This window comes from Mycobacterium pseudokansasii (assembly GCF_900566075.1).
GTDB classification, from domain to species: Bacteria; Actinomycetota; Actinomycetes; order Mycobacteriales; family Mycobacteriaceae; genus Mycobacterium; species Mycobacterium pseudokansasii.
In genome coordinates, this window is record NZ_UPHU01000001.1 from 442,996 (window position 1) to 468,841 (window position 25,846).

The window sequence follows — 25,846 nt, forward strand, 5'->3', positions numbered from 1 at the left end:
ACTGGCCCGGGTCGGCACTACCCGCCCTTGGTAATGAAAATCATGTTCACTAAGCTGCATAGTGCTGGGTGGGTTCGAATAGGAGGAACGTCTGGCATGAAGCCGCGAGTGCTGACCGCCGCCCACAAGGCGCTGGTCAGTGCCACGAGATTGGCCACCACATGTTGAGGCAACCCGACCGGAGCCACCCTCGACAGGTTAGCTTATGCAATGCTAACTTCGGGAGGCCAGCTTCAGGCGGTAATGACCAGTGGCGACCTTAGGTTCAGGAGACGGCGGGAGCGTGGAACGCAGTGATATCGGTATGCTCGCAACTCACTCCGTCGTACCCCGGACAAGCGGCAAGGTAGACGCTGACGTCGTCAGCCGGTTCGCCACCTGCTGCCGGGCGCTGGGCATCGCCGTCTACGACCGGCGCCGGCCGGCCGACCTGACTGCTGCCCGGTCGGGATTCACCGCGCTCACCCGCATCGCCGGTGACCAGTGCGACGCGTGGACGGGGCTGGCTGCCGCCGGTGACCAGTCCATTGCCGTGCTCGAAGCCGTGTCCCGCACCGCGGCCACCGCGGGCGTGTTGCAGCGCCACGTGGAACTGGCGCCCAACGCGTTGGGGTTTCATTACGACACGGGGTTGTACTTGCGGTTCCGGGCCACCGGCCCGGACGATTTCCATCTCGCGTACGCAGCGGCACTCGCGACGACCGGTGACTACGCGAAGGCGTACGACGTGGTTGCCGGCATCACCGGGCGCCGGCCTGGCTGGCGCGAAGCCCGCTGGCTCATGGTCGTCGTCAACTACCGTGCCGCACGCTGGTCGGACGTCGTCAAACTGCTGACACCGATCGTCAACGATCCCGAACTCGACCAGACCTTCGCTCATGCCGCCAAAATCACCCTGGGCACCGCGCTGGCCCGGTTGGGCATGTTCGCCCCGGCGTTGTCGTATCTGGAGGAGCCCGAAGGTCCGGTCCCGGTCGCGGCGCTTGACGGGGCACTGGCCAAGGCCCTGGTGCTGCGCGCGCATGTCGACGAGGAGTCGGCCGCCGAGGTACTTCAGGATCTGTATGCGGCCCATCCGGAGAACGAGCAGGTCGAGCAGGCCCTGTCGGACACCAGCTTCGGCATTGTGACCACCACCGCGGCCCGGATCGAGGCCCGCACGGACCCATGGGATCCCGAAACCGAGCCCAGCGCAGACGATTTCGTCGATCCCGCGGCTCACGAGCGCAAGGCCGCGTTGCTCCACGAGGCCGAACGTCAGCTCGCCGAATTCATCGGCCTGGACGAGGTCAAAAATCAGGTATCACGGCTGAAGAGCTCGGTGGCCATGGAACTGGTGCGCAAGCAGCGTGGGCTCACGGTGGCCCAGCGCACGCACCACTTGATCTTCGCCGGCCCGCCCGGGACGGGCAAGACGACGATTGCCCGGGTCGTCGCCAAAATCTATTGCGGCCTGGGGCTTTTGAAGCGGGAGAACATTAGAGAGGTACATCGCGCCGACCTCATCGGCCAGCACATCGGCGAGACCGAGGCCAAGACCAACGCGATCATCGACAGCGCACTCGATGGGGTGCTGTTCCTCGACGAGGCCTATGCCCTGGTGGCCACCGGCGCCAAAAACGACTTCGGGCTGGTGGCGATCGACACCCTGCTGGCCCGCATGGAAAATGACCGCGACCGGCTGGTGGTGATCATCGCCGGGTACCGGGCCGACCTGGACAAGTTCCTGGACACCAACGAGGGCCTGCGGTCGCGGTTCACCCGCAGCATCGAATTCCCGTCGTACACCTCACACGAGCTGGTGGAGATCGCGCACAAGATGGCCGAACAGCGAGACAGCGTCTTCGAGCGATCGGCGCTCGACCACCTGGAGGCGTTGTTCGCCGCATTGGCGGCGGCGGCGACCCCGGACTCCAACGGCATCATGCGCCGCAGCCTCGACATAGCGGGCAATGGGCGGTTCGTCCGCAACATCGTCGAACGCGCGGAGGAAGAACGTGAATTCCGGCTTGACCACTCCGAGCACGCCGGAACCGGCGAGTTCAGCGACGAGGAGCTGATGACCATCACCGCCGAGGACGTGAACAGGTCCGTGGAGCCGCTGCTGCGCGGCCTGGGACTCTCGGTGCCGGCATGACTAACCCTGATCCAGAACGCCGTTCGTTTGCTTCGCGCACCCCGGTCAATCACAACCCCGACAAGGTGGTCTACCGCCGGGGTTTCGTCACGCGCCACCAGGTAACAGGTTGGCGGTTCGTGATGCGCCGCATCGCCTCGGGTATTGCCTTGCACGACACCCGAATGCTCGTCGACCCGCTGCGCACCCAGTCACGCGCGGTGCTGATGGGGGCGCTCGTCCTGGTCACCGGGCTGGTCGGTTGCTTCGTGTTCTCACTGATCCGGCCCAACGGCCAGGCGGGCACCAGTCCGGTGCTGGCCGACCGGTCCACCGCCGCACTGTATGTGCGGGTCGGCGACGCGGTGCACCCGGTGCTCAACCTGACCTCGGCGCGGTTGATCGTCGGTAAGCCGGTCAACCCCACGACGGTGAAAAGCTCTGAACTGGACCGCTTTCCGCGTGGGAATCTGATCGGCATTCCGGGCGCCCCGGAGCGGATGGTGCAGAACACCACCCGCGACGCCAACTGGACGGTGTGTGACTCCGTCAGCGGGCAGGGTGGGCGCAGCGCCCACAGCACGGCGGTAACGGTCATTGCGGGGCGGCCGGACAGCGACGGCGCCCGCGCGGCCGCGCTCGGCTCCGCCCAGGCGGTCCTGGTCGATAACGGCACGGGCAGCTGGCTGCTATGGGACGGCAGGCGCAGCCAGTTGGACCTAAACGACCATGCGGTCACCAGCGCGCTCGGGCTGGGCACCGACGCACTCGTGCCGCGGCCCATCGCGTTGGGGTTGTTCAACGCCATTCCCGAAGCGCCGCCACTGACGGCGCCGGTCATTCCGAACGCCGGTAGTCAGCCGGCCTTCGATGTGCCCGTGCCGGTCGGCGCGGTGGTGGAGGACGTCACCCTCAATGGCGCCGCTAAAGCCGAAACCTCGCAGTACTACGCGGTGCTGCCGGACGGTCTGCAGCCGATCTCGCCGGTGCTGGCCGCGCTCCTGCGCAACACCAACTCCTTCGGCTTGCAGCAGCCGCCACGGCTGAGCGCAGACCAGGTGGCCAAGCTGCCCGTGTCACGCATGCTGGACACCACGCGTTATCCGGTTCAGTCGCTGAGCCTGGTCGACGTGGCGAGCAGCCCCGTCACGTGCGCGTACTGGAGCAAGCCGGCCGGGGCGGCCACCAGTTCGTTGAGCTTGCTCAGCGGCGCGGCGCTGCCGGTGGCCGACGCCGTGCACACCGTCGACCTGGTCGGGGGCGGCGGTACCACCGCCACCGAGGTCGCGCTGCCGCCGGGCACCGGCTACTTCACCCAGAGCGTGGGTGGTGGTGCAACGGCTCCGGCCACCGGCTCGCTGTTCTGGGTCTCCGATACCGGGGTGCGCTACGGCATCGACACCGAGGGTGAAGGCGGACGCAAAACCGTTGAGGCACTTGGCCTGCAGACCCCGCCGCTGACCATTCCGTGGTCGTTCCTGACGCTGTTCGCGTCGGGCCCGACGCTGTCACGGGCCGACGCGTTGTTGGCTCACGATGCCCTGCCGCCGGACACCAAGCCCGGGCGCGCGGCGTCGGCCGATGGAGGGTCCCGATGAGCAGACTGATCTTCGAGGCTCGCCGGCGGCTGACTCCGCCGACGACCCGTAAGGGCACCATCACCATCGAGGCGCCACCCCAGTTGCCCCGGGTCATTCCGCCGTCCCTGTTGCGACGCGCGATGCCCTACCTGATGGGGATCCTCATCGTCGGCATGATCGTCGCGATGGTCGCGACCGGGATGCGGCTGATTTCTCCGCAGACCCTGTTCTTTCCCTTCGTGATGCTGCTGGCGGCCACCTCACTATTTCGCGGCAACGACAACAAGATGCGCACCGAGGAAGTCGACGCCGAGCGGGCCGACTATCTGCGTTATCTGTCGGTGGTCCGGGACAACATCCGTGCGCAGGCAGCTGAGCAGCGCGCGGCCGCGCAGTGGTCTCATCCGGAACCGGAGGCCCTGGCTTCGGTGCCCGGATCCCGCCGCCAGTGGGAGCGCGACCCCCACGATCCGGATTTCCTGGTGTTGCGTGCCGGACGCCACTCCGCCCCCCTGGCTACCACGCTGCGGGTCAACGACACCGCTGACGAAGTCGACCTGGAGCCGGTGTCGCACAGCGCATTACGCAGCCTGCTCGACACGCAGCGCACCGTACGTGACGTTCCCACCGGAATCGACGTCACCAAGGTTTCGCGGATCACCGTCCTCGGCGACCACGCGCAGGTGCGTGCGGCGCTGCGGGCGTGGCTGGCGCAGGCGGTCACCTGGCACGATCCGACGGTCCTCGGGGTGGCCTTGGCCAGCCCCGATCTGGAGAGCAGTGACTGGTCCTGGCTGAAGTGGTTGCCGCACGTGGACATTCCCGGGCAGGCCGATGGCGTGGGCCCGGCCCGCTATTTGGCGGCCGACGCCGACGAGCTGGTCGAAATGCTGGGCTCCACCCTGCTCGACCGTCCGGCATTCACCGGTGCGGCAGCAGATGCGTTGCGGCACTTGCTGATCGTGGTCGACGATCCAGACTACGACGTGACCGCGTCGACGCTCGGCGTGGGCCGTGCCGGGGTGACTGTCGTGCACTATTCGGCCACACCACCGCATCGCGAGCAATATTCCGATCCGGAAAAACCGATCCTGCAGATGACCGACGGTGGCATCCAGCGGTGGCAGACCGGTGGCTGGCAGCCCTATATCGACAATGCCGACGAGTTCGGCGCCGACGAGGCCGCTCACCTGGCCCGCCGGCTGTCCCGGTGGGACTCGAACCCGACGCACGCCGGGTTGCGCTCCGCGGCCACCCGGGGCGCGAGTTTCACCACGCTGCTGGGCATCCCGGATGCGTCCCGGCTGGACGTGCCGGCGCTGTGGGCGCCGCGCCGTCGCGACGACGAGCTGCGCGTGCCGATCGGCGTCACCGCCACCGGCGAGCCGCTGATGTTCGATCTCAAGGACGAAGCCGAAGGCGGAATGGGTCCGCACGGGCTGATGATCGGGATGACGGGTTCCGGCAAGTCGCAGACGCTGATGTCGATTCTGTTGGCGCTGTTGACGACTCATTCCGCGGACCGGCTGATCGTCATCTACGCCGACTTCAAGGGCGAGGCCGGCGCCGACAGCTTCCGGAATTTCCCGCAGGTTGTCGCGGTGATCTCGAACATGGCCGAGAAGAAGTCGCTGGCCGACCGGTTCGCCGACACGCTGCGCGGTGAGGTGGCCCGCCGTGAAACGCTGCTGCGCGAGGCCGGCCGCCGCGTCCAGGGCAGCGCGTTCAACTCCGTGCTCGAGTATGAAAATGCTCGAGAATCCGGGGCCGCCGGGACATTCGACTTAGCGCCAATCCCGACGCTGTTCGTGGTGGCCGACGAGTTCACCCTGATGCTGGCCGATCATCCGGAATACGCCGAGCTTTTCGACTATGTGGCACGCAAGGGGCGTTCGTTCCGCATCCACATCCTGTTCGCGTCCCAGACGCTGGATGTCGGCAAGATCAAGGACATCGACAAGAACACCTCCTACCGGATCGGGCTGAAAGTGGCCAGCCCCAGCGTTTCCCGCCAGATCATCGGTGTGGAGGACGCCTACCACATCGAGTCCGGCAAAGAACACAAAGGCATCGGCTTCCTGGTGCCCGCGCCCGGGGCCACCCCGATCAAGTTCCGCAGCACCTACGTCGACGGCATCTACGAGCCGCCACGCACCACCAAAGCCCGTGTCGTGCAATCACTCCCAGAACCCAAGATCTTCACGGCCGCAGCGGTGGAGGCAGACCCGGGCACGGTGATCGCCACCGCCGATGCCGAGGAACCGGCCGGCCCGCCGCGCAAGCTGATCGCGACCGTCGGCGAACAGCTGGCCCGCTACGGACCGCGAGCCCCCCAGCTGTGGCTGGCGCCGTTGGACGAACCGATCCCGCTCACCGCACTGCTGGCCCGAGCCGCGGTGCCGCCACGGCACTGGCGCTGGCCGCTCGGAGAGATCGACAAGCCGTTCGAGATGCGCCGCGATCCGCTGGTGTTCGACGCCCGGTCGTCAGCCGGCAACATGGTGATCCACGGCGGTCCCAAGTCCGGCAAATCGACTGCACTGCAAACATTTATGCTCTCGGCCGGCAGCCTGCACTCACCCCGCGAGGTGACGTTCTACTGTCTGGATTACGGCGGCGGACAACTGCGTTCACTGGACGGTCTGGCCCATGTCGGCAGCGTCGCGTCGGCGCTGGAACCCGAACGCATCCGGCGTACCTTCGGTGAGCTGGAACAGCTGCTGCTGTCCCGGCAGCAGCGTGAGGTGTTCCGCAACCGCGGTGGCAACGGTTCGGCTCCCGACGACGGCTACGGTGAGGTGTTCCTGGTCATCGACAACCTCTACGCCTTCGGCCGCGACAACATCGACCAGTTCAACACACGAAACCCATTGCTGTCCAAGGTAACCGAGTTGGTCAACGTGGGTCTGGCGTACGGCATCCACGTGATCATCACCACCCCGAGCTGGCTGGAGGTGCCGCTGGCGATGCGCGACGGCCTGGGGCTGCGCCTGGAGCTGAAGTTGCACGACGCGCGCGACAGCAATGTGCGGGTGGTCGGGGCGCTGCGCCGGCCGGCCGACGCCGTCCCGGCCGACCAGCCCGGCCGCGGGCTGACCATGGCCGCCGAGCACTTCCTGTTCGCCGCTCCGGAGCCGGAACAGGTTGCCGCGATCAACGCCCGCTACCCCGGAGTTGCCGCCCCGCCGGTGCGGCTGCTACCCACCAACCTCGCTGCCGAAGCGGTCGGCGCGCTGTATCGCGGACCGGATCAGATTGTCATCGGCCAGCGCGAGGAAGACCTGGCGCCGGTGATGCTCGACTTCGCCGCCAATCCGCTGCTGATGGTGTTCGGCGACAGCAAGTCCGGAAAGACCACCCTGCTGCGCCACCTGATCCGCACCATCCGCGCGCACTCGACCGCCGACCAGGTGGCCTTCACCGTGCTGGACCGCCGGCTGCATCTCGTCGACGAACCGCTGTTCCCCGACAACGAATACACCGCCAACATCGACCGGGTCATCCCGGCGATGCTCGGGCTGGCAAACCTCATCGAGTCACGACGGCCACCGGCCGGCCTGTCTCCTGCCGAGCTGGCCCACTGGACTTACCACGGCCACACCCACTACCTCATCATCGACGACGTCGACCAGATCCCGGATTCGGCGGCCATGACGGGTCCGTACATCGGACAGCGGCCCTGGACCCCGCTCATCGGTCTGCTCGGGCAGGCGGGCGATTTGGGCTTGCGGGTGATCGTGACGGCGCGTGCCTCCGGCTCGGGCCACGCGCTGATGACCAGCCAGCTGCTGCGGCGGTTCAACGACCTGCAGGCGACCACCGTCATGCTTTCGGGCAATCCGGCCGACAGCGGGAAGATCCGGGGTCAGCGATTCGACCGGTTGCCTCCTGGACGCGCGGTGTTGTTGAGCGACAGCGAATCTCCGACCTACATGCAGTTGGTCAACCCGCTCGTCGGGGAGGCCGCGACATTTGGTGAAACGCAACAGAAGGGGAGTCAGTCATGACGTTGCGAGTGGTTCCGGAGGGGCTGACCGCTGCCAGCGCGGCCGTGGAGGCGCTGACGGCGCGGCTGGCGGCCGCGCATGCTGCCGCGGCTCCGTCGATCACCGCGGTGGTGCCGCCTGCCGTGGATCCGGTTTCGCTGCAGACCGCCGCCGAGTTCAGCGTCCAGGGGCAGGAGCACGCCGTCGTCGCCGCCGAAGGCGTCGAGGAACTGGGACGTGCGGGCGTCGGGGTGGGCGAATCGGGCGCAAGCTATCTCGCCGGTGATGCGGCGGCCGCGGCTACCTACGGGATCGCGGGCGCCTGACCATGGTCGCGCCCTTGGGGCCCCTTTGGATTGCTTCGCCGCCCGAGGTGCATTCGGCGTTGCTGAGCAGTGGTCCTGGTCCGGGTTCGCTGCTGGCGGCGGCCGCGGCGTGGAATCTGCTCAGCGCCGAATATGCCGCGGCCGCAGCAGAACTCAGTGGGATCCTGGGGGCGGTGCAAGCGGGAGCGTGGCAGGGGCCGAGCGCGCAGCAGTATGTCGCCGCACATCTGCCCTATGTGGCGTGGCTGATGCAGGCCAGCGCCGACAGCGCGGCGATCGCGACCCAGCACGAGGCGGTCGCGGCCGCCTACACGGCTGCCTTAGCGGCCATGCCGACCCTGGTGGAGCTGGCCGCCAACCACGTCATTCATGGCATCTTGGTGGCGACGAATTTCTTTGGCATCAATACCATTCCGATCGCGCTGAATGAGGCCGACTACCTGCGCATGTGGGTCCAGGCTGCCGCGACCATGGGCCTTTATCAGGCGGCCGCGGGTAGCGCCCTGGCGTCGGTCCCGCCGCCTGCTCCCGCGCCGGCAGTGATGAATCCCGGCGGCGAGCCGGCCGCCGGGATGGTCGCCAACGCGGCTCAGGCACAAGCCGCCGCCGCCACGTTCAACCCCTGGCAGTTCCTCTGGCAGCTGCTCCAGGACATGTGGAACGCCTACACGGGCTTCTACGGCTGGATGTTAAAAGAGATCGCGACGTTCCTGCAGGACCCCATCGGCAACTCGATAAAGATCATCATCGCCTTCCTCACCAACCCGGTGGCGGCGTTGATCACCTACGGCCCACTGTTGTTCGCGCTGGGATACCAGGTCTTCTTCAACCTCGTCGGCTGGCCCACCTGGGGCATGGTGTTTAGTTCGCCGTTCCTGGTGCCGGCCGCGCTCAGCCTAGGTCTGAGCGCGATAGCATTCGCGGCGCTGGCGCCAGCCGAGATCGCGGTGGCTGCCGGCCCGGCCGCGGGAATACCGCTGGCGGTCGCCGTCACGTCGGCGTCTCCGTGGCCGGCTGTCAGTCTTGCCTCAACGGCCAGCGGCCTCGCGGGGGCTCCGGCACCACCCGGAGCTGGTGCTTCGGCCGGCGCCGCGCCGGCCCCGGCTGCCCCGGCTCCCGCAAGTTTTGCCTACCTAGTTGGCGGCATTGATGATTGGGGACCCACCTCGGGTCCGACGGTGGGTGGCCGAGGCAGCCTCAAGGCGCCGGCGGCGACCATCCCGGCCGCCGGCGCGGCAGCGGCAAGCCGCGCGGCAAGCCGCGCGCGACGCCGCTCGCGACGCGAATTACGGGACTACGGCGACGAATTCCTCGACATGGACTCCGGCGCCGGCCCCGCGGCAACCGGGGACCCCGCCCAGGCGTCCGACTGCGGGGCGGGCCCGCTCGGGTTCGCCGGGACCGCAGCCCAAGAGCCGGTGCTGCGTGCGGTCGGCCTGACGGCGTTGGCCGGTGACGAGTTCGGGGGCGGTCCGCGGATGCCGATGGTACCGAGCAGCTGGGACGGCCTGCAGGAAGGCGTACCGAAAGGGGGAGCCGACGCTTCGCACCACGACAGCGTGTAACCGAAATCCGAATTGTCAGAGAAAGGGGTTGTTATGAGTCTTCTGGATGCCCACATTCCGCAGTTGGTGGCCTCCCAGTCGGCGTTTGGCGCCAAGGCGGCGTTGATGCGTCACACGATCGGTCAGGCCGAGCAGGCGGCGATGTCGGCGCAGGCGTTTCACCAGGGCGAGTCCGCCGCCGCGTTTCAGGGCGCCCACGCCCGGTTCGTGGAGGCAGCGGCCAGGGTCAACGCCCTGCTGGACATCGCCCAGGCCAACCTCGGTGACGCCGCCGGAACTTATGTGGCCGCCGATTCCGCTGCTGCGTCCAGCTACACGGCGTTCTGAGCCCACAGACAACCGAAAGGAGTTGTGATGTCACAGATCATGTACAACTACCCGGCGATGCTGGGACACGCCGGGGACATGTCGGGATATGCCGGCACCATGCAGGGGCTGGGCTCGGATATCGCCGCCGAGCAGTCCGCGCTGTCGAACGCCTGGCAAGGCGACACCGGGTTGACGTATCAGGCATGGCAGGCGCAGTGGAACCAGGCGATGGCAGACCTGGTGCGGGCCTATCAGTCGATGGCCGGCACGCACGAAGCCAACACCATGGCGATGATGGCCCGCGACCAGGCCGAAGCCGCAAAATGGGGCGGCTAGCAAGTTAGATGGTTGCAGAATCCGCAGAACCGTCGCAGCCTAACGCCGTCGAGCTGACGGTCGACAACGCATGGTTCATCGCCGAAAGCGTCGGGGCCGGCAGTTTCCCGTGGGTGCTGGCCATCACCCCGCCATACACCGATAGCGCGCAACGAAATGCGTTCTTCGAGCGTCAGAAAGACGAGCTGACCGGGCTGGGGTTGATGTCGCCGGACGGTACCGTCAACACCGCGGTGGCCGACTGGATCAAAGTGGTGTGCTTCCCCGACCGGTGGCTGGACCTACGTTACATAGGGCCGGCATCGGCCGAGGGAACCGGCGAGTTGCTGCGTGGCATTGTCGCCCGGCGGGTCGGCGCCGGCGGCAAGACCTCCCGGAAATTCAACACCGTCGTCGCACTGCGCAGCGCTCAGCTGATCACCTTCACGGCAATGGATATCGATGACCCGCGGGCCCTGGTTCCGGTCCTCGGTGTCGGGCTGTCGCAGCGGGCGCCGGCCCGGTTCGAGGAGTTCAGCATGCCCATGCGGGTTGGCGCCCGCGCCGACGAGCGGCTGCGTTCCGGCGCGCCACTCGAGGAAGTCCTTGACTACCTGGGCATCCCGGCGTCGGCACGGCCGGTGGTGGAGGCGGTCTTCTCCGGGCCGCGCAGCTACGTCGAAATCGTCGCCGGCTGCAACCGCGACGGCCAGCACACCACCACCGACGTCGGTCTGAGCATCGTCGACACCACCGCGGGCCGGGTATTGGTGAGTCCGTCCCGAGCCTTCGACGGCGAGTGGGTGTCGACCTTCAGCCCCGGGACACCGTTTGCGACTGCCGTCGCGATCGAGCAACTCATCGCCAACCTGCCTGAGGGGCAATGGTTCCCCGGCCAGCGGTTGTCCCGCGACTTCTCCGGACAACCCTCATAACCGAAATCAGAAAGTGAGTACGATGTCTCCGCAACGGCCCCAACGGATTTGGACGGTCCGGTGATGTCGGGCACCGTGATGCCGATTGTCCGCGTCGCCATCCTCGCCGACAGCCGGTTGACCGAGATGGCCCTGCCCGCGGAGCTGCCGCTGCGCGAAATCCTGCCCGCGGTCCAGCGTTTGGTCATTCCCGCGGCGGAGAACGGCGATGGCGGCGAGGCCGGTTTGAGTGCGGCTGCGCACCTGAGCCTGGCGCCCATCGGCGGTGCACCGTTCAGCCTCGACGCCAGCCTGGACACCGTCGGGGTGGTCGACGGTGATCTGCTCGCATTGCAGCCGGTGCCCACCGGTCCGGCCGCCCCGGGGATCGTCGAGGACATCGCCGACGCCGCCATGATCTTCTCGAGTTCGCGGCTGAACCCTTGGGGGCCAAAGCATATCCAGCGCGGGGCGCTCGCCGCGGTGATCGGTGTGGCTCTGGTGGCGACCGGCCTGGCGGTCAGCTACCGGGTGACGACGGACGCGTTGGCCGGCCTGGTCACGGTCAGCGGGATCGCGGTGGTGCTGGCGGTGGCCGGGTTGCTGGTCACGGCCCGCTCGCCACGGACGGGGACCGCGATGTCGATTGCCGCGCTGGTGCCGATCGCCGGGGCACTGGCGCTGGCGGTGCCCGGGAACTTCGGGCCGGCGCAGCTGCTGCTGGCGGCTGCGGGTGTCACCGCGTGGTCTCTGATCTGCCTGATGGTGCCCAGCGCCGAACGTGAGCGCATCGTCGCCTTCTTCACCGCGGTGGCGGTGACGGCAGCCGGGGTATGGCTGGCCGCCGGCGCCGAAGTGCTGTGGCAGCTGCCGATGCGCAGCGTCGGCTGCGGGCTGATCGTGGCCGCGCTGCTGATCACCATCCAGGCGGCTCAGCTGTCGGCGCTGTGGGCGCGCTTTCCGCTGCCGGTCATCCCGGCGCCGGGGGACCCCACCCCGTCGGCGCCGTCGTTGCGGGTGCTCGAAGACCTGCCGCGGCGGGTGCGCGTCAGTGACGCCCATCAGAGCGGTTTCATCGCCGCGGCCGTGCTGCTGAGCGTCCTGGGATCGGTGGCCATCGCGGTGCGCCCCGAAGCGGTCAGTGGCGTGGGTTGGTACGTGGTGGCGGCGACGGCAGCCGCGACCGCGCTGCGCGCCCGCGTATGGGATTCGGCCGCCTGCAAGGCCTGGTTGCTGGCCCAGCCGCATCTGGTGGCGGGAGTCCTGCTGGTGGTCTACACGGCGACCGGGCGCTATGTCGCCGCCTTGGGCGCGGTGCTGGTGCTTGCGGTACTCGTGCTGGCCTGGATCGTCGTTGCGCTGAACCCTGCCATTGCCTCGCCGGACAGCTACTCTCTGCCGCTGCGCCGCCTGCTGGGCTTTGTCGCCGCCGGCCTGGACGTTTCGCTCATCCCGGTGATGGCATACCTGGTCGGCCTGTTCACCTGGGTCCTCAATCGATGACACGTGGCACCGGATTAGGTTGCTGCGCAGCAATTCTGGCTGTGGTGGTGGCCACTGCTCCGCCGGCGTCGGCTATCGCGCCGCCGGTGGTCGACGCCACCGTGGATCCGCCCAGTGGTACCCCGGGGCCGGTGCAGCCGATGGAGCAACGCGGTGCCTGCAGTGTCTCGGGACTCATGGCGGGTACCGACGTCGGTGTCCCGGCACCCAGCCAAGCGATGCTGAATCTGCCTGCGGCATGGCAATTCTCGCGCGGTGACGGTCAGTTGGTGGCCATCATCGACACCGGGGTACAACCGGGTCCGCGATTGCCGAACGTAGACGGCGGTGGCGACTTCGTGGATTCGACCGACGGCCTGACCGACTGCGACGGGCACGGCACCCTGGTCGCCGGGCTCGTCGCCGGGCAGCCCGGCGCCGACGGCTTCGCTGGAGTCGCGCCGGCGGCGCGGTTGCTGTCAATCCGGGTGACCTCGGCCAAATTCTCGCCGCGGACCTCAGGCGGGGACCCCACGCTGGCCCGGGCAGCGATCGACGTGGACACGCTGTCCCGCGCGATCGTGCATGCCGCCGACCTCGGCGCCCGGGTGATCAACATCTCCGCGGTGACCTGCCTGCCCGCCGACCGGACGGTCGACCAGTCCGCCCTGGGGGCGGCGATCAGGTATGCGGCCGTGGACAAGGACGCGGTGATCGTGGCCGCCGCCGGCAACAGCGGCGCGGCCGGCTCGGGCGGCGGTGGGAGCTCCTGCGACTCGAACCCGCTGACCGACCTGAGCCGCCCGGACGATCCACGCAACTGGGCCGGCGTCACCTCGATCTCCATCCCGTCGTGGTGGCAGCCGTACGTGTTGTCGGTGGCATCCTTGGCGCCGGACGGCCAGCCGTCGAAGTTCACCATGGCCGGTCCGTGGGTGGGTATCGCCGCACCCGGGGAAAACATTCTGTCGGTGAGCAATGGCGACGGCGGTGGCCTGGCCAACGGCCTTCCCAATGACCACCAGCAACTGGTGCCGATCAGCGGCACCAGCTACGCGGCCGGCTACGTCTCCGGCGTCGCAGCGCTGGTCCGCAGCAAGTATCCCGGCCTGAGCGCGGGCGAGGTGGTGGGCCGCATCACCGCCACCGCCCACAACGGCGCCCGCGCCCCGTCCAACATCGTCGGCACCGGCGCCGTCGATCCGGTGGCGGCGCTGACCTGGCAACTGCCCGCCCGGCAATCAGGAGCGCCAGCGGCGGCAACGGCGAAACCCGTTGCAGTTCCACCGGCACCCAAGCCCAAGGACACCACACCCCGCAACGTCGCATTCGCCGGAGCCGCAGCGTTGGCATTGCTGGTCGGCATCACCGCAGCAACTGCGGCGGCGGTGCGCCGGCGAAAGGAGCCGATCCCGTGAGCCCCAATTCGATTCCGCGCCCGGGAAACGGGCGGATCGCCGTGGCGCTGCTGGCGATGGTGCCCGCGGCGATGGCTTACCCGTGGCAGTCGACCCGCGACTACTGGCTGATCGGGATCGCCGCCCTGGTGGTGATCGTCCTGTTCGGCTGGTGGCGCGGACTGCACTTCACCACGATCGTGCGTCGCCGGCTGGCCATGATGCGGCGACGGCGGTCGGGCACCGATCCCGCAGCCCAGGTGCGCACCACGGCGCTGCTGCGGATCGGTCCGCCGGCCCCGGGCCTGGAGGTGCTCCCGCTGCCGTTGATAGCCGGGTACCTGGACCGCTACGGCATCCGCGCCGACGCCGTCCGAATTACCGGGCATGTCAACGCGGCGGGCGAGCGGGAGCTGTGGATCGGGATGACGGTGTCGGCCGTGGCCAACCTAGCGGCGCTGCAGGCCCGGTCACCCCGAATCCCGTTGCAGCAGACCGCCGAGGTCGCCGCGCGCCGGCTTGCCGACCACCTTCGCGAAATCGGCTGGGACGTCGGCACGGTTGGGCGTGACGACGCGCCGCGGTTGCTGGCCCGAGCCGATCGCGAAACGTGGCGGTGCGTGCGCCACGGCGACTCCGATTACCTTGCCGCATACCGGGTCAGCGTGGATGCCGCATTGCCGGAAACATTGGCTGCCGTGTGGTCGCATCCGGCGCGTGAGACCTGGGCGGCATTGGAGATCGGCACCGCCGGTCGAGCGGACGGCCCGCCCACGATTGCCGTCGCGTGCGCGTTCCGCACCGACACGCGTCCCGACGGCGCTGCGCCGATGGCTGGACTGACTCTGCAACGCGGCAGCCAGTGGCTGGCACTGGCGGCATTGGAGCCGTCGTCCACCCGGCGACTCGACGGACATACCGACGCGCCCGACGGCCTGCTGGAGCGACTGGTGTGGCCCACCCCGTCGGCTTGGGCGGGGCACACGGCGCTCACCGAGGCCGCTAATGCTAATCGAACATGAAACTGCGCAGGAACAGCGTCATCCGCCGCAGGTAATCCAACTGGCTCACATGCATGACGTGACTGCCGGGGAACCAGTGCAGCGCGCAATGATCCCAGTGCTCCCATAGCGTTACGGCATGTTCGGGTGGAGCCATCCGATCGCCGAGGCCGGTGATGATCATCCGGCGGTGCTTGGGCAGCAGCGGCTGATAATTCAGCGGGCCGTGGTAGGCCAGCCCGGCGCTCAGCTCGTCACGGCTGATGCGTGACAGGCACAGGCCCAGCCGGACCAGCCTGCTGGCCGGAAACCATTCGTCGAACAGTTTGCCCGGGCTGACCACCGGGCAGTTGGGGATGACGGCTTCGAGTCGATTCTCCACCGACGCAACCAGCGCCGACGTGTAGCCGCCCAGCGATATTCCGGTCAGTGCGATGCGCTCGACGCCGGTGTGGCGCAGGTAGTCCACGATGGAGCGAAAGTCGTACACCGCTTGGGCCATCGCCTCGGCGAAGCCGCTCAAGCCGCCGGCGAAGAAACCGAAACCGCTGAACGGGGAATGCCTCTCGGCTCGCTTGCCGTGAAAAGGCAAGGTGTACAACAGCACATCGTAACCGGACCGGTAATACCACGGCAGTGAGAAGAACAGCCCGTTGAGTAAGTACGACGAGCCCATGAAACCGTGGATGACACACAACGTGGGGCGCGGCCCGTCGTCATGGCGCCAATGCTGTGCGTGCACCACGTTGTTTGCGGTCAACCCGCTCCACTGCTTACGCATGGTGGGGTTGACCGCCCGGAAGCCGCTGGCGAACGAGATGTCGTCGACGGTGCCGCGCGCGATCCACTCGGCGAGCGGGCTGGCGCGCCGCGACGAAATCCTGGGCAGATCCGTCGGTGCCGGAAAGGACCTTGCCGGATCATGTTCGGCGGCCAGTTCGGCGTAGAAGTTCAAATTGCTGCGTTCGCTGCCGGAATTGACGCGTAGTAAGGCGGTCGCCAGGACGGCCGGTGCGACCGTGGTGGACAGCACTGACGACGCCGCGGTGCGCAGGGCGATATCGCCTACGGCCGACGACTCGACGACGATGCGTTGACGCAGCGAGAGCGCAGATCGTGGCGGTAGCCCTTCGGCGCCGGCGTCGGCCCCGGGTACGTCGGGAATCGGGACCGGCGGATCTATGGGATCCGCTGGAGACATCCCCGAAAACTCCGACATCCCGTCGATGCTATCTCGCCGATATCGCGGGGTGTCGGCGAATTCGACAGTGTCGTCAATTTCTGGGGCAACGCGGTGCACGTCCGGACCCCATCGGTAATAGGTTGTTCCATAACACCCGATTGGCGACGGTGTTGATCAGGAGGACCGACATGTGGGATCCCGACGTCTACCTGGCCTTTGCGGATCATCGCAGCCGTCCGTTCTATGACTTGGTGTCCCGGGTGGGCGCTAAGCGGGCGCGCCGGGTGGTCGACCTGGGTTGCGGACCCGGCCACCTGACGCGGCACCTGGCGCGACGCTGGCCCGAGGCGACGATCGAGGCTTTGGACAGTTCACCGGAAATGGTAGCCGCCGCCCGGGAACGCGGTATCGACGCCACGACCTGCGACGTGCGGAACTGGAAGCCTCGGCCAGACACCGATGTGGTGGTCAGCAACGCCGCACTGCACTGGGTGCCCGAACACTCGGAACTGCTGGTCCGCTGGGCCGGCGAGCTGGCGGCAGGATCCTGGATAGCGGTTCAGGTCCCGGGCAACTTCGATACCCCGTCGCACGCCGTGGTGCGGACTCTGGCCCGGCGGGAGCCGTACGCAAAGCTCTTGCGCGACATCCCGTTTCGGGTGGGAGCGGTGGTGCATCCGCCGGCCCACTACGCGAATCTGCTGATGGACGCCGGATGCAAGGTCGATGCCTGGGAGACCACCTACCTGCACCAGCTCACCGGTGAGCACCCGGTGCTGGAATGGATCACCGGCACCGCGCTCGTTCCGGTGCGGGAAAGGCTGGACGACGCGGGTTGGCAGCAGTTCCGCCAGGAGCTGATTCCGCTGCTCGACGACGCCTACCCGCGCCGCGCCGACGGCACCACCATCTTCCCGTTCCGCCGGCTATTCATCGTCGCCGAGGTCGAGGGAGCACGCCGCGGTTCTTGAGTCTTGGCGAATTCGTATCGGCGGTCGGCCCGTCGGGCTCGTCGGCCGTGTCGCGTTTCGCACAGGCCGCGTCGATGCCGCTGCCTGCGCTGGTTGCGCCACATCCGTTGTCGCTGTGAGCGCTAAGGGCGTCGACTGTGCGGGGAGGGCGTCGACCGTGCGGTGAGGGTGCCGAGTGTGCGGTGAGGGCGCCGAGTGTGCGGTGAGGGCGCCGAGTGTGCGGTGAGGGTGCCGAGTGTGCGCTAAGGGCGTCGAGTGTGCGGTGAGGGCGCCGACTGTGCGGTGAGGGTGCCGAGTGTGCCGCCAGGGCGGCCCGCCGCGGATTTTCCCGCCCTACAAGCACCCTCAAAGCCGTCACCGCGCACTCGATACGGCGGCATGGCAGCCGAACCGACGTGCCGAGGACTGACGCCCAGCCGGGTGTGCGCAGCAAGGCCCGCAGACATCGATGACCAGCAGCATTTGTGGTCACCTTGAATTGAGTGACGCGGGCACACCGGACCGAGGCGGCAGGTGTGGCCAATTAGGCGGTTGCGCCGGCGTATTCGAGGATCGCGCTATTGACCGGCCGGCGCGGCTTCTTCCTCGATACCGCGGTCGGCCGCGATCGCCGACCTGCTGCTGGGCGTCGTCCGATGGATCCGCAGATACGTTTCGGTGTAACGCTCTGCGATGCGGGTACCGGCGAATTCCGACGGGATCACGTCTCCGGTGCGCTGACGCCAATCGTGAAGCCGGACGGCGAGATCCGCTGCGACCGCGTCGATCTTCGCGGCGGCGGCACCGGTCAGCAGATTCGTGGTCTCGGTGGGGTCGGCGCGCAGATCGTACAGTTCCCGTTGCGGTCGCGGTGACCTGACGAACGGTGCGACGGCCATCCCGGACGGGCTTTCCTCGATGTCCCACGGCAGATCCAGCAACGGGCGGGGCACGTAGTTCTCGATGTAGCTGAATTCCTTTGTGCGGATTGCACGTATCGGGTCAAAGGAGTCATGGTAGGTCTTGGTGGTGTACACATGGTCGCGAACCGGCTCGGCGACGGTGTCGGCCCCGACCAAGGCGGCCGCGTGTGACAGGCCGTCGACATCGGCCGCGATGTCGATCCCCAGCAGGTCCAGCAGTGTCGGTAACAGGTCGACGCCGCTGAACAATTCGTCGTAGACGCGCGGGGCAACCTCCCGGCGGGTGGGTGGGCGCACGATCATGGCGATGCCGGTTCCGGCGTCGTAGAGCGTGGATTTGGCACGCGGAAACGCCGGGCCGTGATCGGTCAGGAACACCACCCAGGTGCTGGCGTCCAGCCCGGTTTCGGCCATCGTGTCCAGCATCCGGCCGACGGCGGCGTCCGCGGTGGTGATGGCTCCGTAGAAATCAGCCAGGTCCTGGCGCACTGCGGGGGTATCGGGGAGATAGTCGGGGACGTCGACGCCTGCGCTGTCGGCCGGTTGGTAGCGGTCGTGCGGGTAGGGCCGATGGGTTTCGAAAAACCCTGCCGTTAGCAGGAACGGCTGGCCGGAAAGATCCGGCACGCAATCCTGCAGCCACTCCCGCACCTTCTCGACCACATATTCGCAGTAGGAGTTCGACACGTCGAATTCGTCGAATCCCAGCCGCGCGGGGTAGGACGTCTCGTGTTGCATCCCGAAAAGGGCTGAATACCAACCCTGCTCGCCCAACAGTTGCGGCAGTGTCCGGACTCCGCTGCGGTATTCCCAGCCGTGATGGGCCAGCCCCACCAGCCCATTGGTTTGCGGGTAGCGACCGGTGAACAGCGATCCCCGCGACGGCGAGCACAGCGGCGCGGTGGCGTGCGCCCGGGTGAACAAGATCCCCTCGGCGGCAAGCTGGTCCAGTCGCGGGCTCACGACATCCGGGTGACCGTAGACACCGAGGTAGCGCCCCAGGTCGTGCCAATGCACGATCAGCACGTTGTCTTTACCGTCTATGGCGTCTTGGCCGTCGTCGCGTTCACCCGTCACCGTTTGCCGCCTCTCGAGCGTGCTTGCGGCGGCGACGATACCCGGTGTCGACCGAACCGGCGAAGTTCAAGCCTGTCCCCAGCGGTTCTCCCAGACGAACTCCGGGAGCGGCCGCGCGACGGCCCAGCCGTCCAACTCCAGCGCCGGCCGTGCCGGAAACTCCGGCACCGGGCCCAAACACAGCACTGCCACCGGTTCCGCATCGGAGGGGATCCCCAGCAGCGCCGCCAACCGTTGCGGATCGAACAGCGACACCCAACCCATGCCGAGGCCTTCGGCGCGAGCCGCCAGCCACAGATTCTGGATCGCGCAGGACACCGACGCCAGATCCATCTGGGGTAGTGTGCGCCGGCCGAAGATGTGCACGTCCCGGTTGTCGCACAGCGCCACCACCAGCAGCTCGGCGCATTCGCGAACGCCCTCGACCTTGAGCGCAAGAAACTCCTCGGCCCGTTCGCCCAGGGCGTGGGCCGTCCGCGCGCGCTCCTCGTCGACGAGGGCGTGGATGTCGTTGCGCAGCGCCCTATCGGTGATCCGGATGATCCGCCAGGGCTGCATCAGACCGACACTGGGCGCGGCGTGTGCGGCGTGCAGCAACCGAGCCAGCACCTCTTCGGGCACCACGCTGCCGGGCACGAAGCGGCGCATGTCCCGACGCTCGGAGATCACGCGATACACCGCCCGCCGCTCCGCGGCGGTGAACGCAAATTCGGTCACCCGGTCATCGTAGAAAAGGTGTGGCCCGTGCGGCCCGGATCGGGGACTACCCGGATCAGGGACTGTAGGTAACTCCGACCGCGCGGAACACGTATTCGGGCGGCACGTCGAAGGCAAGTGACCGCAGCGGCAGGCGAGCCAGCACGTCCTCGCCGATGTCCGTTTTGAAGTGCAGCGACAGCTGCCCGTGGAACCGCGGGTCCACCTTGGCGACGTCGAGATCCAGTTGCAGCCCCGTCGACGAGATCTCGGCGGTTGCCGCACCGGTCTGGGGCGCGTCCCAGCGCACGTCGACGGCGCGGCCGGCCAGCTTGGGCAGCGACGAGAGCGTTCCCAGCACCCGCTGCGCGGTGAACGCCAGCGCGCCCGGGTAGCTGGCAATGCTGTGCGATGCCCGCAAACCGGGAATTGCGCCGGTGAACCGCCTGGTGACCGCGACATACTCTTCGAGGTAGATGAGTCCTTCGGCCTCAAGCTGATCCCGCAAGTCGGCGGGTAGCTTTCCGATGCCGAACATTCTGCGAAAAATCACCGCCATGAGGCCAGTATGGGGCCGCTCGGGCCGGGCCGCACCGTCGCCTGGTATCCGTTGAACATGATCCGTCGCCCGATGAGCGTGGCCGTGATCCTCGCGGCGGCTGCGATCGTCGGCTACGCCGTCTTGTGGGTGGGGCACCGCCATGACTGGGGTTGGGTGCACGGCCTGGATTGGTCGTTGTTGAACGCCGCGCACGACATCGGGATCAAGCACCCGGCTTGGGTGGACTTCTGGGTCGGCGTGTCGTTCGTGCTGGGCCCGATCCCCATGCGGCTGATCGGCATGGTGCTGGCGGTGGTTGCGGCGTTGCAGCACAAGGTGCGGATGGCGCTGTTGCTGTTGGCCTGTTTGCCGCTCAACGGATTGGTCACGATGGCCGCCAAGGATCTGGCCGGCCGGCCACGACCGGTGACGGAGTTCGTCACCGCGCCATCGACCTCGTTCCCGTCCGGGCATGCGCTCGAGTTGACGGCCAGTGTGCTTGCGCTGCTGACCTTCCTGTGGCCGATGACGAGTCACCGGTGGATGCGCGTCGTCTCGGTTGCGGTGGCCGCGCTGGGTGTGTTGACGGTCGGAACGGCCCGGGTGGCTTTGAATGTGCACCACCCGTCCGATGTGATCGCGGGATGGTTGCTCGGATACGTGTATTTTCTGGTGTGCCTGTGGGTGTTTCGGCCGCTACGGGTAACGGATGCGGAGCCGGCCCGGCTTGCCGAAGTCCGCTGACGCCCTGCGGCGCGGCGCTTTTCGCAGTGTCTCGGCGCAGTGATCCAACCGGGATTAAACCTTTACTTGACCCTGAGGTTTCGTCCCCTTGACGATGAAACGATGCACCGACTGGGAGCTGTACTGAGTGCTGCGGTGTGCCTGGCCGGAGCGGCCCTGGGATTCGCCCCGGTGACCGTCGCGGCGGGCAATCCGTGGTTCGCGAACTCGGTCGGCAATGCCACGCAGGTGGTTTCGGTGGTCTCGACCGGCGGCTCTACCGCGAAAATGGATGTGTACCAGCGCACCGCCGCCGGCTGGCAGCCACTCAAGACCGGGATTCCCACCCATGTCGGTTCGGCGGGAATGGCGCCGCAGGCCAAGAGCGGTTATCCGGCTACCCCGATGGGCGTCTACAGCCTGGACTCGGCCTTCGGTACCGCGCCCAATCCCGGTGGCGGACTTCCGTATACGCAAGTCGGACCCAACCACTGGTGGAGTGGGGACGACCACAGCCCCACCTTCAACACCATGCAGGTGTGTCAGAAGGCCCAGTGCCCGTTCAACACCGCCGAGAGTGAGAACCTACAGATCCCGCAGTACAAGCATTCGGTGGTGATGGGCGTCAACAAGAACAAGGTGCCCGGCGGCGGTGCCGCGTTCTTCTTCCACACCACCGACGGCGGACCCACAGCGGGATGCGTGGCAATAGACGATGCGACGCTGGTGCAGATCATCCGGTGGTTGCGGCCCGGCGCGGTGATCGCGATCGCGAAGTAACCGGGGCCGTCAGTCAGCCAACGCGCGGCCCGGTCGCACGGTGAACCCCAGGTTGGCTACCGACATCGTCGCCTCGTAGGTGCGGTCGTATCCGGTGGCGCTGATCCGCCAGCCGTCGGGGGTGCGCCGATACTCGTCGCGGTAGAAGGCCGCGCCGATCAGCATGAAATTGGCTTCGGCGACGATGACGCGATCCTGCAGATACCAGCTGCCCGTCGCCGTGTCGCCGGTCACCGCGATCTCCGGATGGGTTACCCGATGTTCGGTGATGATGTCGGGTCCCAACGCCGAGCGCAGGTATTCCACCACGTCGTCGCGGTTGGTGAAATGCAGTTCCTTGCCCAGCGACGAGCCGTAGTCGCCGCGCACGTCCTCGGTGAGGGTGTCGGCGAAGTCGTCCCAGTGCTTGGTGTCCAGGGCCCGCAGATAGCGGTACTTGAGCTGTTTGATTGCTTCGACGTCCTTGACATCGGCGAAATGTGCGACATCCGCGGCGAGGGCAGCCAGGTCTGCAGGGTTCATCACGTCATTGCAGCACGTTCGCCGCCGACGTTATCGTCGGGGCATGAGCCAATCCCGCTACGCCGGGTTGTCCCGCGCGGAGCTGGCAATCCTGGTGCCCGAACTGCTGTTGATCGGGCAGCTGATCGACCGCTCCGGCATGGCGTGGTGCATCCAGGCGTTCGGTCGCGAGGAGATGCTGCAGATCGCGATCGAGGAGTGGGCCGCAGCCAGCCCGATCTACACCAGGCGCATGCAACAGGCGCTGAACTTCGAGGGCGACGACGTACCCACCATCTTCAAGGGCCTGCAACTCGACATCGGCGCTCCACCGCAATTCATGGATTTCCGCTTCACGGTCCACGATCGCTGGCACGGCGAATTCCGCCTCGACCACTGCGGTGCGCTGCTCGATGTCGAACCGATGGGCGACGAGTACGTCTTCGGCATGTGCCACACCATCGAAGACCCCACCTTCGACGCCACGGCCGTGGCCACCAACCCGCGGGCGCAGGTCCGGCCCCTCCACCGGCCGCCGCGGGTGCCACCCGACCGGCATCCGCACTGCGCGTGGACCGTCGTCATCGACGAGTCCAACCCCGAGGCCCGGGGCATCCCGGCGCTGGACGCCGTTGCGCAAAGTAAAGCTGCGCGTTGGGAATTGGTGGCCGTCGACCGTTCGGACGACGGACTCGCCGACTATGCGGGCCCGCTGCTGGCCGATCTCGACTTCGGTGCCTTCTCCCACTCGGCGCTGGTGCGGATAGCGGACGAAATCTGTCTGCAAATGCACCTGCTCTACCTGTCGTTCGCCATCGCGGTAGGCAAACGCGCCGGTGCGGACGCCGAACTGGCGCGGTCGATCAGCACCCGCCAGTTGATCGGGATAGCCGGGCTGGCCGCGGAGCGCATCCACCGCGCGCTGGCCCTGCCCGGCGGAATCGATGGCGTGTTACGGGTATTCGAGTTGCACCCGCTGTTCAACCCCGCCGGCTATATCGAGGCCGAGACGACGGGGGACAGGTTGCTTCTGCACCGCTCGCCGGGGCACGACGACGCCGCATGGATTTCGCTGTGCACACCCGAATCCGGACGACCACTGCAGGCGGTCGCCACCGCGGTCGACCCGCACGTCGCCGTCCGGCTCGGCGGGACGAACACCGAGTGGACCGCCGAGCTGGTGAACACCGAGAGCCCGGCATCCGAATTGCCGGAGGTGTTGGTGGCCAAGGTAAGTGGCGGGTCGAGCTTTGTATTCCAGCCGAGGCGTTCGCTGCCGCTGACCGTGGTCTGACCCCACGCCATATGTCAAGGCGATGGCTGTACCTTTTCGGTGACGACACGGCATCGACCGCATACCAATGAGATTGGGAGCGAACCCAATACGGTATGCCCGCGGATATGGTTGACCCTGGCCTTCGACCCTATCGACGAAAGTATCCGCTCTATGTACGACCCGCTGGGGTTGTCGATCGGGACCACGAACCTGGTTGCGGCATCTAACCGAAGCTCTCCGGTCATTCGTCGCGCTGTGCTGACGCTGTACCCGCACTGCGCCCCGAAAATCGGTGTGCTCGGCCGTAACCCGGACGTGGCCGAGTCCGGCACATTGATGAGTGGCTTCGTGGAACGCGTCGGCGACTCGGTTGCCCTGGTGTCCCCGGACGGGTCGGCTCACGATCCGGACCTGCTGACGATCGAGGCGCTGGACGCGATGGTGGTCGCCGCCGGCGTGGACGCGAGTTCGTCGGAGATCGCGATCGCCGTCCCCGCCTACTGGAAACCCGGAACTGTCCAGGCGCTGCGTAACGGTCTGCGCACGCACGTCGGCTTCGTGCGTAGCGGTATGGCGCCGCAGCTGGTCCCCGACACAATCGCGGCGATGACGGCGGCGAACACCGAACTGGCTATCCCGGCCGGGGGCGTGGTCGGTTTGCTCGATTTCGGTGGCTCCGCCTCGTACGTCACTTTGGTGGAGACCAAGTCTGATTTCGAACCGATAAGCGCCACACTGCGTTACGCGGATTTCTCCGGTGAACAGATCGACCAGGCGATACTGCTGCATGTCATCGACCGGCTCGGCCACGACGACATCGATCAGGCCGGCACCGCCGCCGTCGCCCAGCTCGGCCTACTGAAGGAACAGTGCCGAGAGGCCAAGGAGCGGTTATCCACCGTCGATGTTACGGAATTGGCTACGGAGCTGGCCGGAACCAGCACTACGATCCGGTTTACCCGGGACACGCTCGATGACCTGATCCAGGATCGGCTGACCGGTTTCATCTACGCGTTCGACGACATGCTGGCGCGCAACAAGGCGAGTTGGACCGATCTGGCGGCGGTGGTCACCGTCGGCGGTGGCGCCAGTATTCCGCTTGTCACTCAACGCCTTTCCTTTCACACCCGGCTCCCGGTGCTGACCGTTTCGCAGCCGGCCTGCGCGGCCGCAGCCGGTGCGCTGTTGCTGGCTGCCCGTGGGCGAGACCTGGACTTCCGCACTCGGACGTCCGTCGGGTTGATGGCCAGGGCTGCTGCCGCGTCGGGTACCGCCGTGATCGAGCTGCCGGCCGGCGACGTGATGGTGATCGACCAGGAGGCGGTGACCGATCGCGAGCTGGCCTGGTCGCAAACGGACTTCCCGGGCGACGTGCCGGTGCGTTTCGAGGGTGACTCGTACAACGAGGACGGCCCGTGCTGGTCGATGCGCTTGAACGTGATCGACCCGCCCAAAGAACCACCGTGGCGCCGGTTCCGGTTCTCTCAGCTGCTGATCGGGCTCTCCGCGGTGGTGGCGATGACCGCGATCGGCGGTGTGGCATTCACCTTGACCGGCGTCGAGCGGCGCCAGGCTCCCGTGGTGCCCAGTGTGGTGCCGCTGCCCGCGCCCTCCGTGTCGCTGCGGCCGAGCGCCGCGGTGCCCAGCCCGGTCAACCCGCCGCCCAGCTCGGTGCCGGTGCCAAGTGCGGCACCGGCCCCCACCACCGTCGCGCCACCACCGCCCTCACCGACGTTGACGGCGCCACCGCCGACGTCGACGCTGGCGCCGTCGCCGGCGGTGACCACGACAACCGCGCCCCGGCTCACCACCACCACGAGTCCCCGGCCGACCAGCACCACCTCGGCGACGCCGACCACGACGGCCGAGCCCGAGGACACCACGACTGAAGATGCACCGACCACCACCTCGACGGTGAAGATGACCACGGAGTGGTTGCACGTCCCGCTGCTGCCCGTGCCGATACCGATTCAGGTGCCGGCGAATCAGGCTCCGCAAAACCCGGCGCCGCAGACCCAGCAGCCTCAGGGGCCGCAAAACCCGTTCGCGGGTTCCGGCACCCCCTGAGCTGACTCCGCGCCTGGCAGTCAGCTTTGAGCTTAACCAGAACGGGTCCGCGACCTGCTGGACACGAGTAGTGTCCAAATTGGGCACAACTTTATAAGCGCCAGCTATTTGGATGCAACTAGTCGCACCAGCAATGCG

The 25,846-nt window shown here is 67.4% G+C and carries 21 protein-coding genes; 16 read left to right on the forward strand and 5 right to left on the reverse strand.

Annotated elements, in window-relative coordinates; all coding sequences use genetic code 11:
- Positions 1-283: 283 nt before the first annotated feature.
- From eccA to eccE, 11 genes are all read left to right on the forward strand, one after another.
- Positions 284-2,137: a type VII secretion AAA-ATPase EccA gene (eccA, locus tag EET10_RS02020; protein ID WP_036399027.1), complete on the forward strand. Its 1,854-nt coding sequence runs from the start codon at positions 284-286 to the stop codon at positions 2,135-2,137.
- On the forward strand, positions 2,134-3,714 hold the full coding sequence (gene eccB, locus EET10_RS02025) for a type VII secretion protein EccB (RefSeq protein ID WP_036399025.1): 1,581 nt from the start codon (positions 2,134-2,136) through the stop codon (positions 3,712-3,714). The genes eccA and eccB overlap by 4 nt, the downstream gene beginning before the upstream one ends.
- On the forward strand, positions 3,711-7,703 hold the full coding sequence (gene eccCa / locus EET10_RS02030) for a type VII secretion protein EccCa (RefSeq protein WP_099187943.1): 3,993 nt from the start codon (positions 3,711-3,713) through the stop codon (positions 7,701-7,703). Before eccB ends, eccCa begins: the two co-directional genes overlap by 4 nt.
- The gene (locus tag EET10_RS02035; protein ID WP_036399023.1) at positions 7,700-8,008 is read left to right on the forward strand and encodes a PE family protein; all 309 of its coding nucleotides are present in this window, start codon (positions 7,700-7,702) and stop codon (positions 8,006-8,008) included. The genes eccCa and EET10_RS02035 overlap by 4 nt, the downstream gene beginning before the upstream one ends.
- A 2-nt stretch (positions 8,009-8,010) precedes the next feature.
- Positions 8,011-9,573 (forward strand): PPE family protein, encoded by a 1,563-nt coding sequence (locus EET10_RS02040; RefSeq protein WP_099187945.1) that lies wholly within the window; start codon positions 8,011-8,013, stop codon positions 9,571-9,573.
- A 33-nt stretch (positions 9,574-9,606) separates the two neighbouring features.
- Entirely contained in the window at positions 9,607-9,900 is a 294-nt protein-coding gene (esxG, locus tag EET10_RS02045; protein ID WP_023369884.1) for a type VII secretion system protein EsxG, read from the forward strand.
- Positions 9,901-9,927: 27 nt separating this feature from the next.
- The gene (locus EET10_RS02050; RefSeq protein ID WP_023369886.1) at positions 9,928-10,218 is read left to right on the forward strand and encodes a WXG100 family type VII secretion target; all 291 of its coding nucleotides are present in this window, start codon (positions 9,928-9,930) and stop codon (positions 10,216-10,218) included.
- An 8-nt stretch (positions 10,219-10,226) separates the two neighbouring features.
- Entirely contained in the window at positions 10,227-11,132 is a 906-nt protein-coding gene (locus EET10_RS02055) for an ESX secretion-associated protein EspG (RefSeq protein WP_036399021.1), read from the forward strand.
- Positions 11,133-11,195: 63 nt separating this feature from the next.
- Positions 11,196-12,614, forward strand: a complete 1,419-nt coding sequence (gene eccD / locus EET10_RS02060; RefSeq protein ID WP_099187947.1) for a type VII secretion integral membrane protein EccD — start codon at positions 11,196-11,198, stop codon at positions 12,612-12,614.
- Positions 12,611-14,011 carry a type VII secretion-associated serine protease mycosin gene (gene mycP / locus EET10_RS02065; RefSeq protein WP_063467811.1) on the forward strand — a complete coding sequence of 467 codons (1,401 nt, stop codon included), beginning with the start codon at positions 12,611-12,613 and terminating at the stop codon, positions 14,009-14,011. Before eccD ends, mycP begins: the two co-directional genes overlap by 4 nt.
- The gene (gene eccE, locus EET10_RS02070) at positions 14,008-15,012 is read left to right on the forward strand and encodes a type VII secretion protein EccE (protein WP_036399019.1); all 1,005 of its coding nucleotides are present in this window, start codon (positions 14,008-14,010) and stop codon (positions 15,010-15,012) included. Before mycP ends, eccE begins: the two co-directional genes overlap by 4 nt.
- Here the strand turns inward: eccE and EET10_RS02075 are convergent.
- Entirely contained in the window at positions 14,999-16,210 is a 1,212-nt protein-coding gene (locus EET10_RS02075) for an alpha/beta hydrolase family protein (protein ID WP_122447160.1), read from the reverse strand. The genes eccE and EET10_RS02075 overlap by 14 nt on opposite strands.
- Positions 16,211-16,362: 152 nt before the next feature.
- Here EET10_RS02075 and EET10_RS02080 point away from each other — a divergent pair, with 152 nt between their 5' ends.
- The gene (locus EET10_RS02080; RefSeq protein WP_036399681.1) at positions 16,363-17,145 is read left to right on the forward strand and encodes a trans-aconitate 2-methyltransferase; all 783 of its coding nucleotides are present in this window, start codon (positions 16,363-16,365) and stop codon (positions 17,143-17,145) included.
- A 557-nt stretch (positions 17,146-17,702) separates the two neighbouring features.
- Here EET10_RS02080 and EET10_RS02085 read toward each other — a convergent pair.
- From EET10_RS02085 to EET10_RS02095, 3 genes are all read right to left on the reverse strand, one after another.
- Positions 17,703-19,124, reverse strand: coding sequence for a sulfatase family protein (locus tag EET10_RS02085; protein WP_036399017.1), 1,422 nt, complete (start codon positions 19,122-19,124; stop codon positions 17,703-17,705).
- Between the two features lie 66 nt (positions 19,125-19,190).
- The gene (gene bluB, locus EET10_RS02090) at positions 19,191-19,841 is read right to left on the reverse strand and encodes a 5,6-dimethylbenzimidazole synthase (protein ID WP_036399015.1); all 651 of its coding nucleotides are present in this window, start codon (positions 19,839-19,841) and stop codon (positions 19,191-19,193) included.
- 55 nt (positions 19,842-19,896) lie between these two features.
- Positions 19,897-20,379, reverse strand: coding sequence for a hypothetical protein (locus EET10_RS02095; protein ID WP_036399013.1), 483 nt, complete (start codon positions 20,377-20,379; stop codon positions 19,897-19,899).
- A 57-nt stretch (positions 20,380-20,436) separates the two neighbouring features.
- Between EET10_RS02095 and EET10_RS02100 the strand changes: the two genes are divergently transcribed.
- Positions 20,437-21,105, forward strand: coding sequence for a phosphatase PAP2 family protein (locus EET10_RS02100; RefSeq protein WP_122502723.1), 669 nt, complete (start codon positions 20,437-20,439; stop codon positions 21,103-21,105).
- 102 nt (positions 21,106-21,207) lie between these two features.
- Positions 21,208-21,864 (forward strand): L,D-transpeptidase family protein, encoded by a 657-nt coding sequence (locus EET10_RS02105; RefSeq protein ID WP_036399011.1) that lies wholly within the window; start codon positions 21,208-21,210, stop codon positions 21,862-21,864.
- Positions 21,865-21,873: 9 nt separating this feature from the next.
- On the opposite strand, the gene EET10_RS02110 is transcribed toward EET10_RS02105, so the two are convergent.
- Complete coding sequence (locus EET10_RS02110; protein ID WP_036399009.1) at positions 21,874-22,386, reverse strand: nuclear transport factor 2 family protein; 513 nt, start codon at positions 22,384-22,386, stop codon at positions 21,874-21,876.
- A gap of 43 nt (positions 22,387-22,429) precedes the next feature.
- Here EET10_RS02110 and EET10_RS02115 point away from each other — a divergent pair, with 43 nt between their 5' ends.
- Together EET10_RS02115 and EET10_RS02120 are read left to right on the forward strand one after the other, a co-directional pair.
- Positions 22,430-23,659: a hypothetical protein gene (locus tag EET10_RS02115; protein ID WP_036399007.1), complete on the forward strand. Its 1,230-nt coding sequence runs from the start codon at positions 22,430-22,432 to the stop codon at positions 23,657-23,659.
- Between the two features lie 153 nt (positions 23,660-23,812).
- Complete coding sequence (locus tag EET10_RS02120) at positions 23,813-25,708, forward strand: Hsp70 family protein (RefSeq protein WP_063467808.1); 1,896 nt, start codon at positions 23,813-23,815, stop codon at positions 25,706-25,708.
- The last annotated feature ends 138 nt before the right edge of the window (positions 25,709-25,846 follow it).

What these genes read in the sequence shown, in the direction of transcription:
- eccB (WP_036399025.1), top strand. Translation starts at nt 2,134, where the DNA reads ATGACTAACCCTGATCCAGAACGCCGTTCGTTTGCTTCGCGCACCCCG.
- eccCa (WP_099187943.1), top strand. Translation starts at nt 3,711, where the DNA reads ATGAGCAGACTGATCTTCGAGGCTCGCCGGCGGCTGACTCCGCCGACG.
- EET10_RS02035 (WP_036399023.1), top strand. Translation starts at nt 7,700, where the DNA reads ATGACGTTGCGAGTGGTTCCGGAGGGGCTGACCGCTGCCAGCGCGGCC.
- EET10_RS02040 (WP_099187945.1), top strand. Translation starts at nt 8,011, where the DNA reads ATGGTCGCGCCCTTGGGGCCCCTTTGGATTGCTTCGCCGCCCGAGGTG.
- esxG (WP_023369884.1), top strand. Translation starts at nt 9,607, where the DNA reads ATGAGTCTTCTGGATGCCCACATTCCGCAGTTGGTGGCCTCCCAGTCG.
- EET10_RS02050 (WP_023369886.1), top strand. Translation starts at nt 9,928, where the DNA reads ATGTCACAGATCATGTACAACTACCCGGCGATGCTGGGACACGCCGGG.
- EET10_RS02055 (WP_036399021.1), top strand. Translation starts at nt 10,227, where the DNA reads ATGGTTGCAGAATCCGCAGAACCGTCGCAGCCTAACGCCGTCGAGCTG.
- eccD (WP_099187947.1), top strand. Translation starts at nt 11,196, where the DNA reads ATGTCGGGCACCGTGATGCCGATTGTCCGCGTCGCCATCCTCGCCGAC.
- mycP (WP_063467811.1), top strand. Translation starts at nt 12,611, where the DNA reads ATGACACGTGGCACCGGATTAGGTTGCTGCGCAGCAATTCTGGCTGTG.
- EET10_RS02075 (WP_122447160.1), bottom strand. Translation starts at nt 16,210, where the DNA reads ATGTCGGAGTTTTCGGGGATGTCTCCAGCGGATCCCATAGATCCGCCG.
- EET10_RS02080 (WP_036399681.1), top strand. Translation starts at nt 16,363, where the DNA reads ATGTGGGATCCCGACGTCTACCTGGCCTTTGCGGATCATCGCAGCCGT.
- EET10_RS02095 (WP_036399013.1), bottom strand. Translation starts at nt 20,379, where the DNA reads ATGGCGGTGATTTTTCGCAGAATGTTCGGCATCGGAAAGCTACCCGCC.
- EET10_RS02100 (WP_122502723.1), top strand. Translation starts at nt 20,437, where the DNA reads ATGATCCGTCGCCCGATGAGCGTGGCCGTGATCCTCGCGGCGGCTGCG.
- EET10_RS02105 (WP_036399011.1), top strand. Translation starts at nt 21,208, where the DNA reads ATGCACCGACTGGGAGCTGTACTGAGTGCTGCGGTGTGCCTGGCCGGA.
- EET10_RS02110 (WP_036399009.1), bottom strand. Translation starts at nt 22,386, where the DNA reads ATGAACCCTGCAGACCTGGCTGCCCTCGCCGCGGATGTCGCACATTTC.
- EET10_RS02115 (WP_036399007.1), top strand. Translation starts at nt 22,430, where the DNA reads ATGAGCCAATCCCGCTACGCCGGGTTGTCCCGCGCGGAGCTGGCAATC.
- EET10_RS02120 (WP_063467808.1), top strand. Translation starts at nt 23,813, where the DNA reads ATGTACGACCCGCTGGGGTTGTCGATCGGGACCACGAACCTGGTTGCG.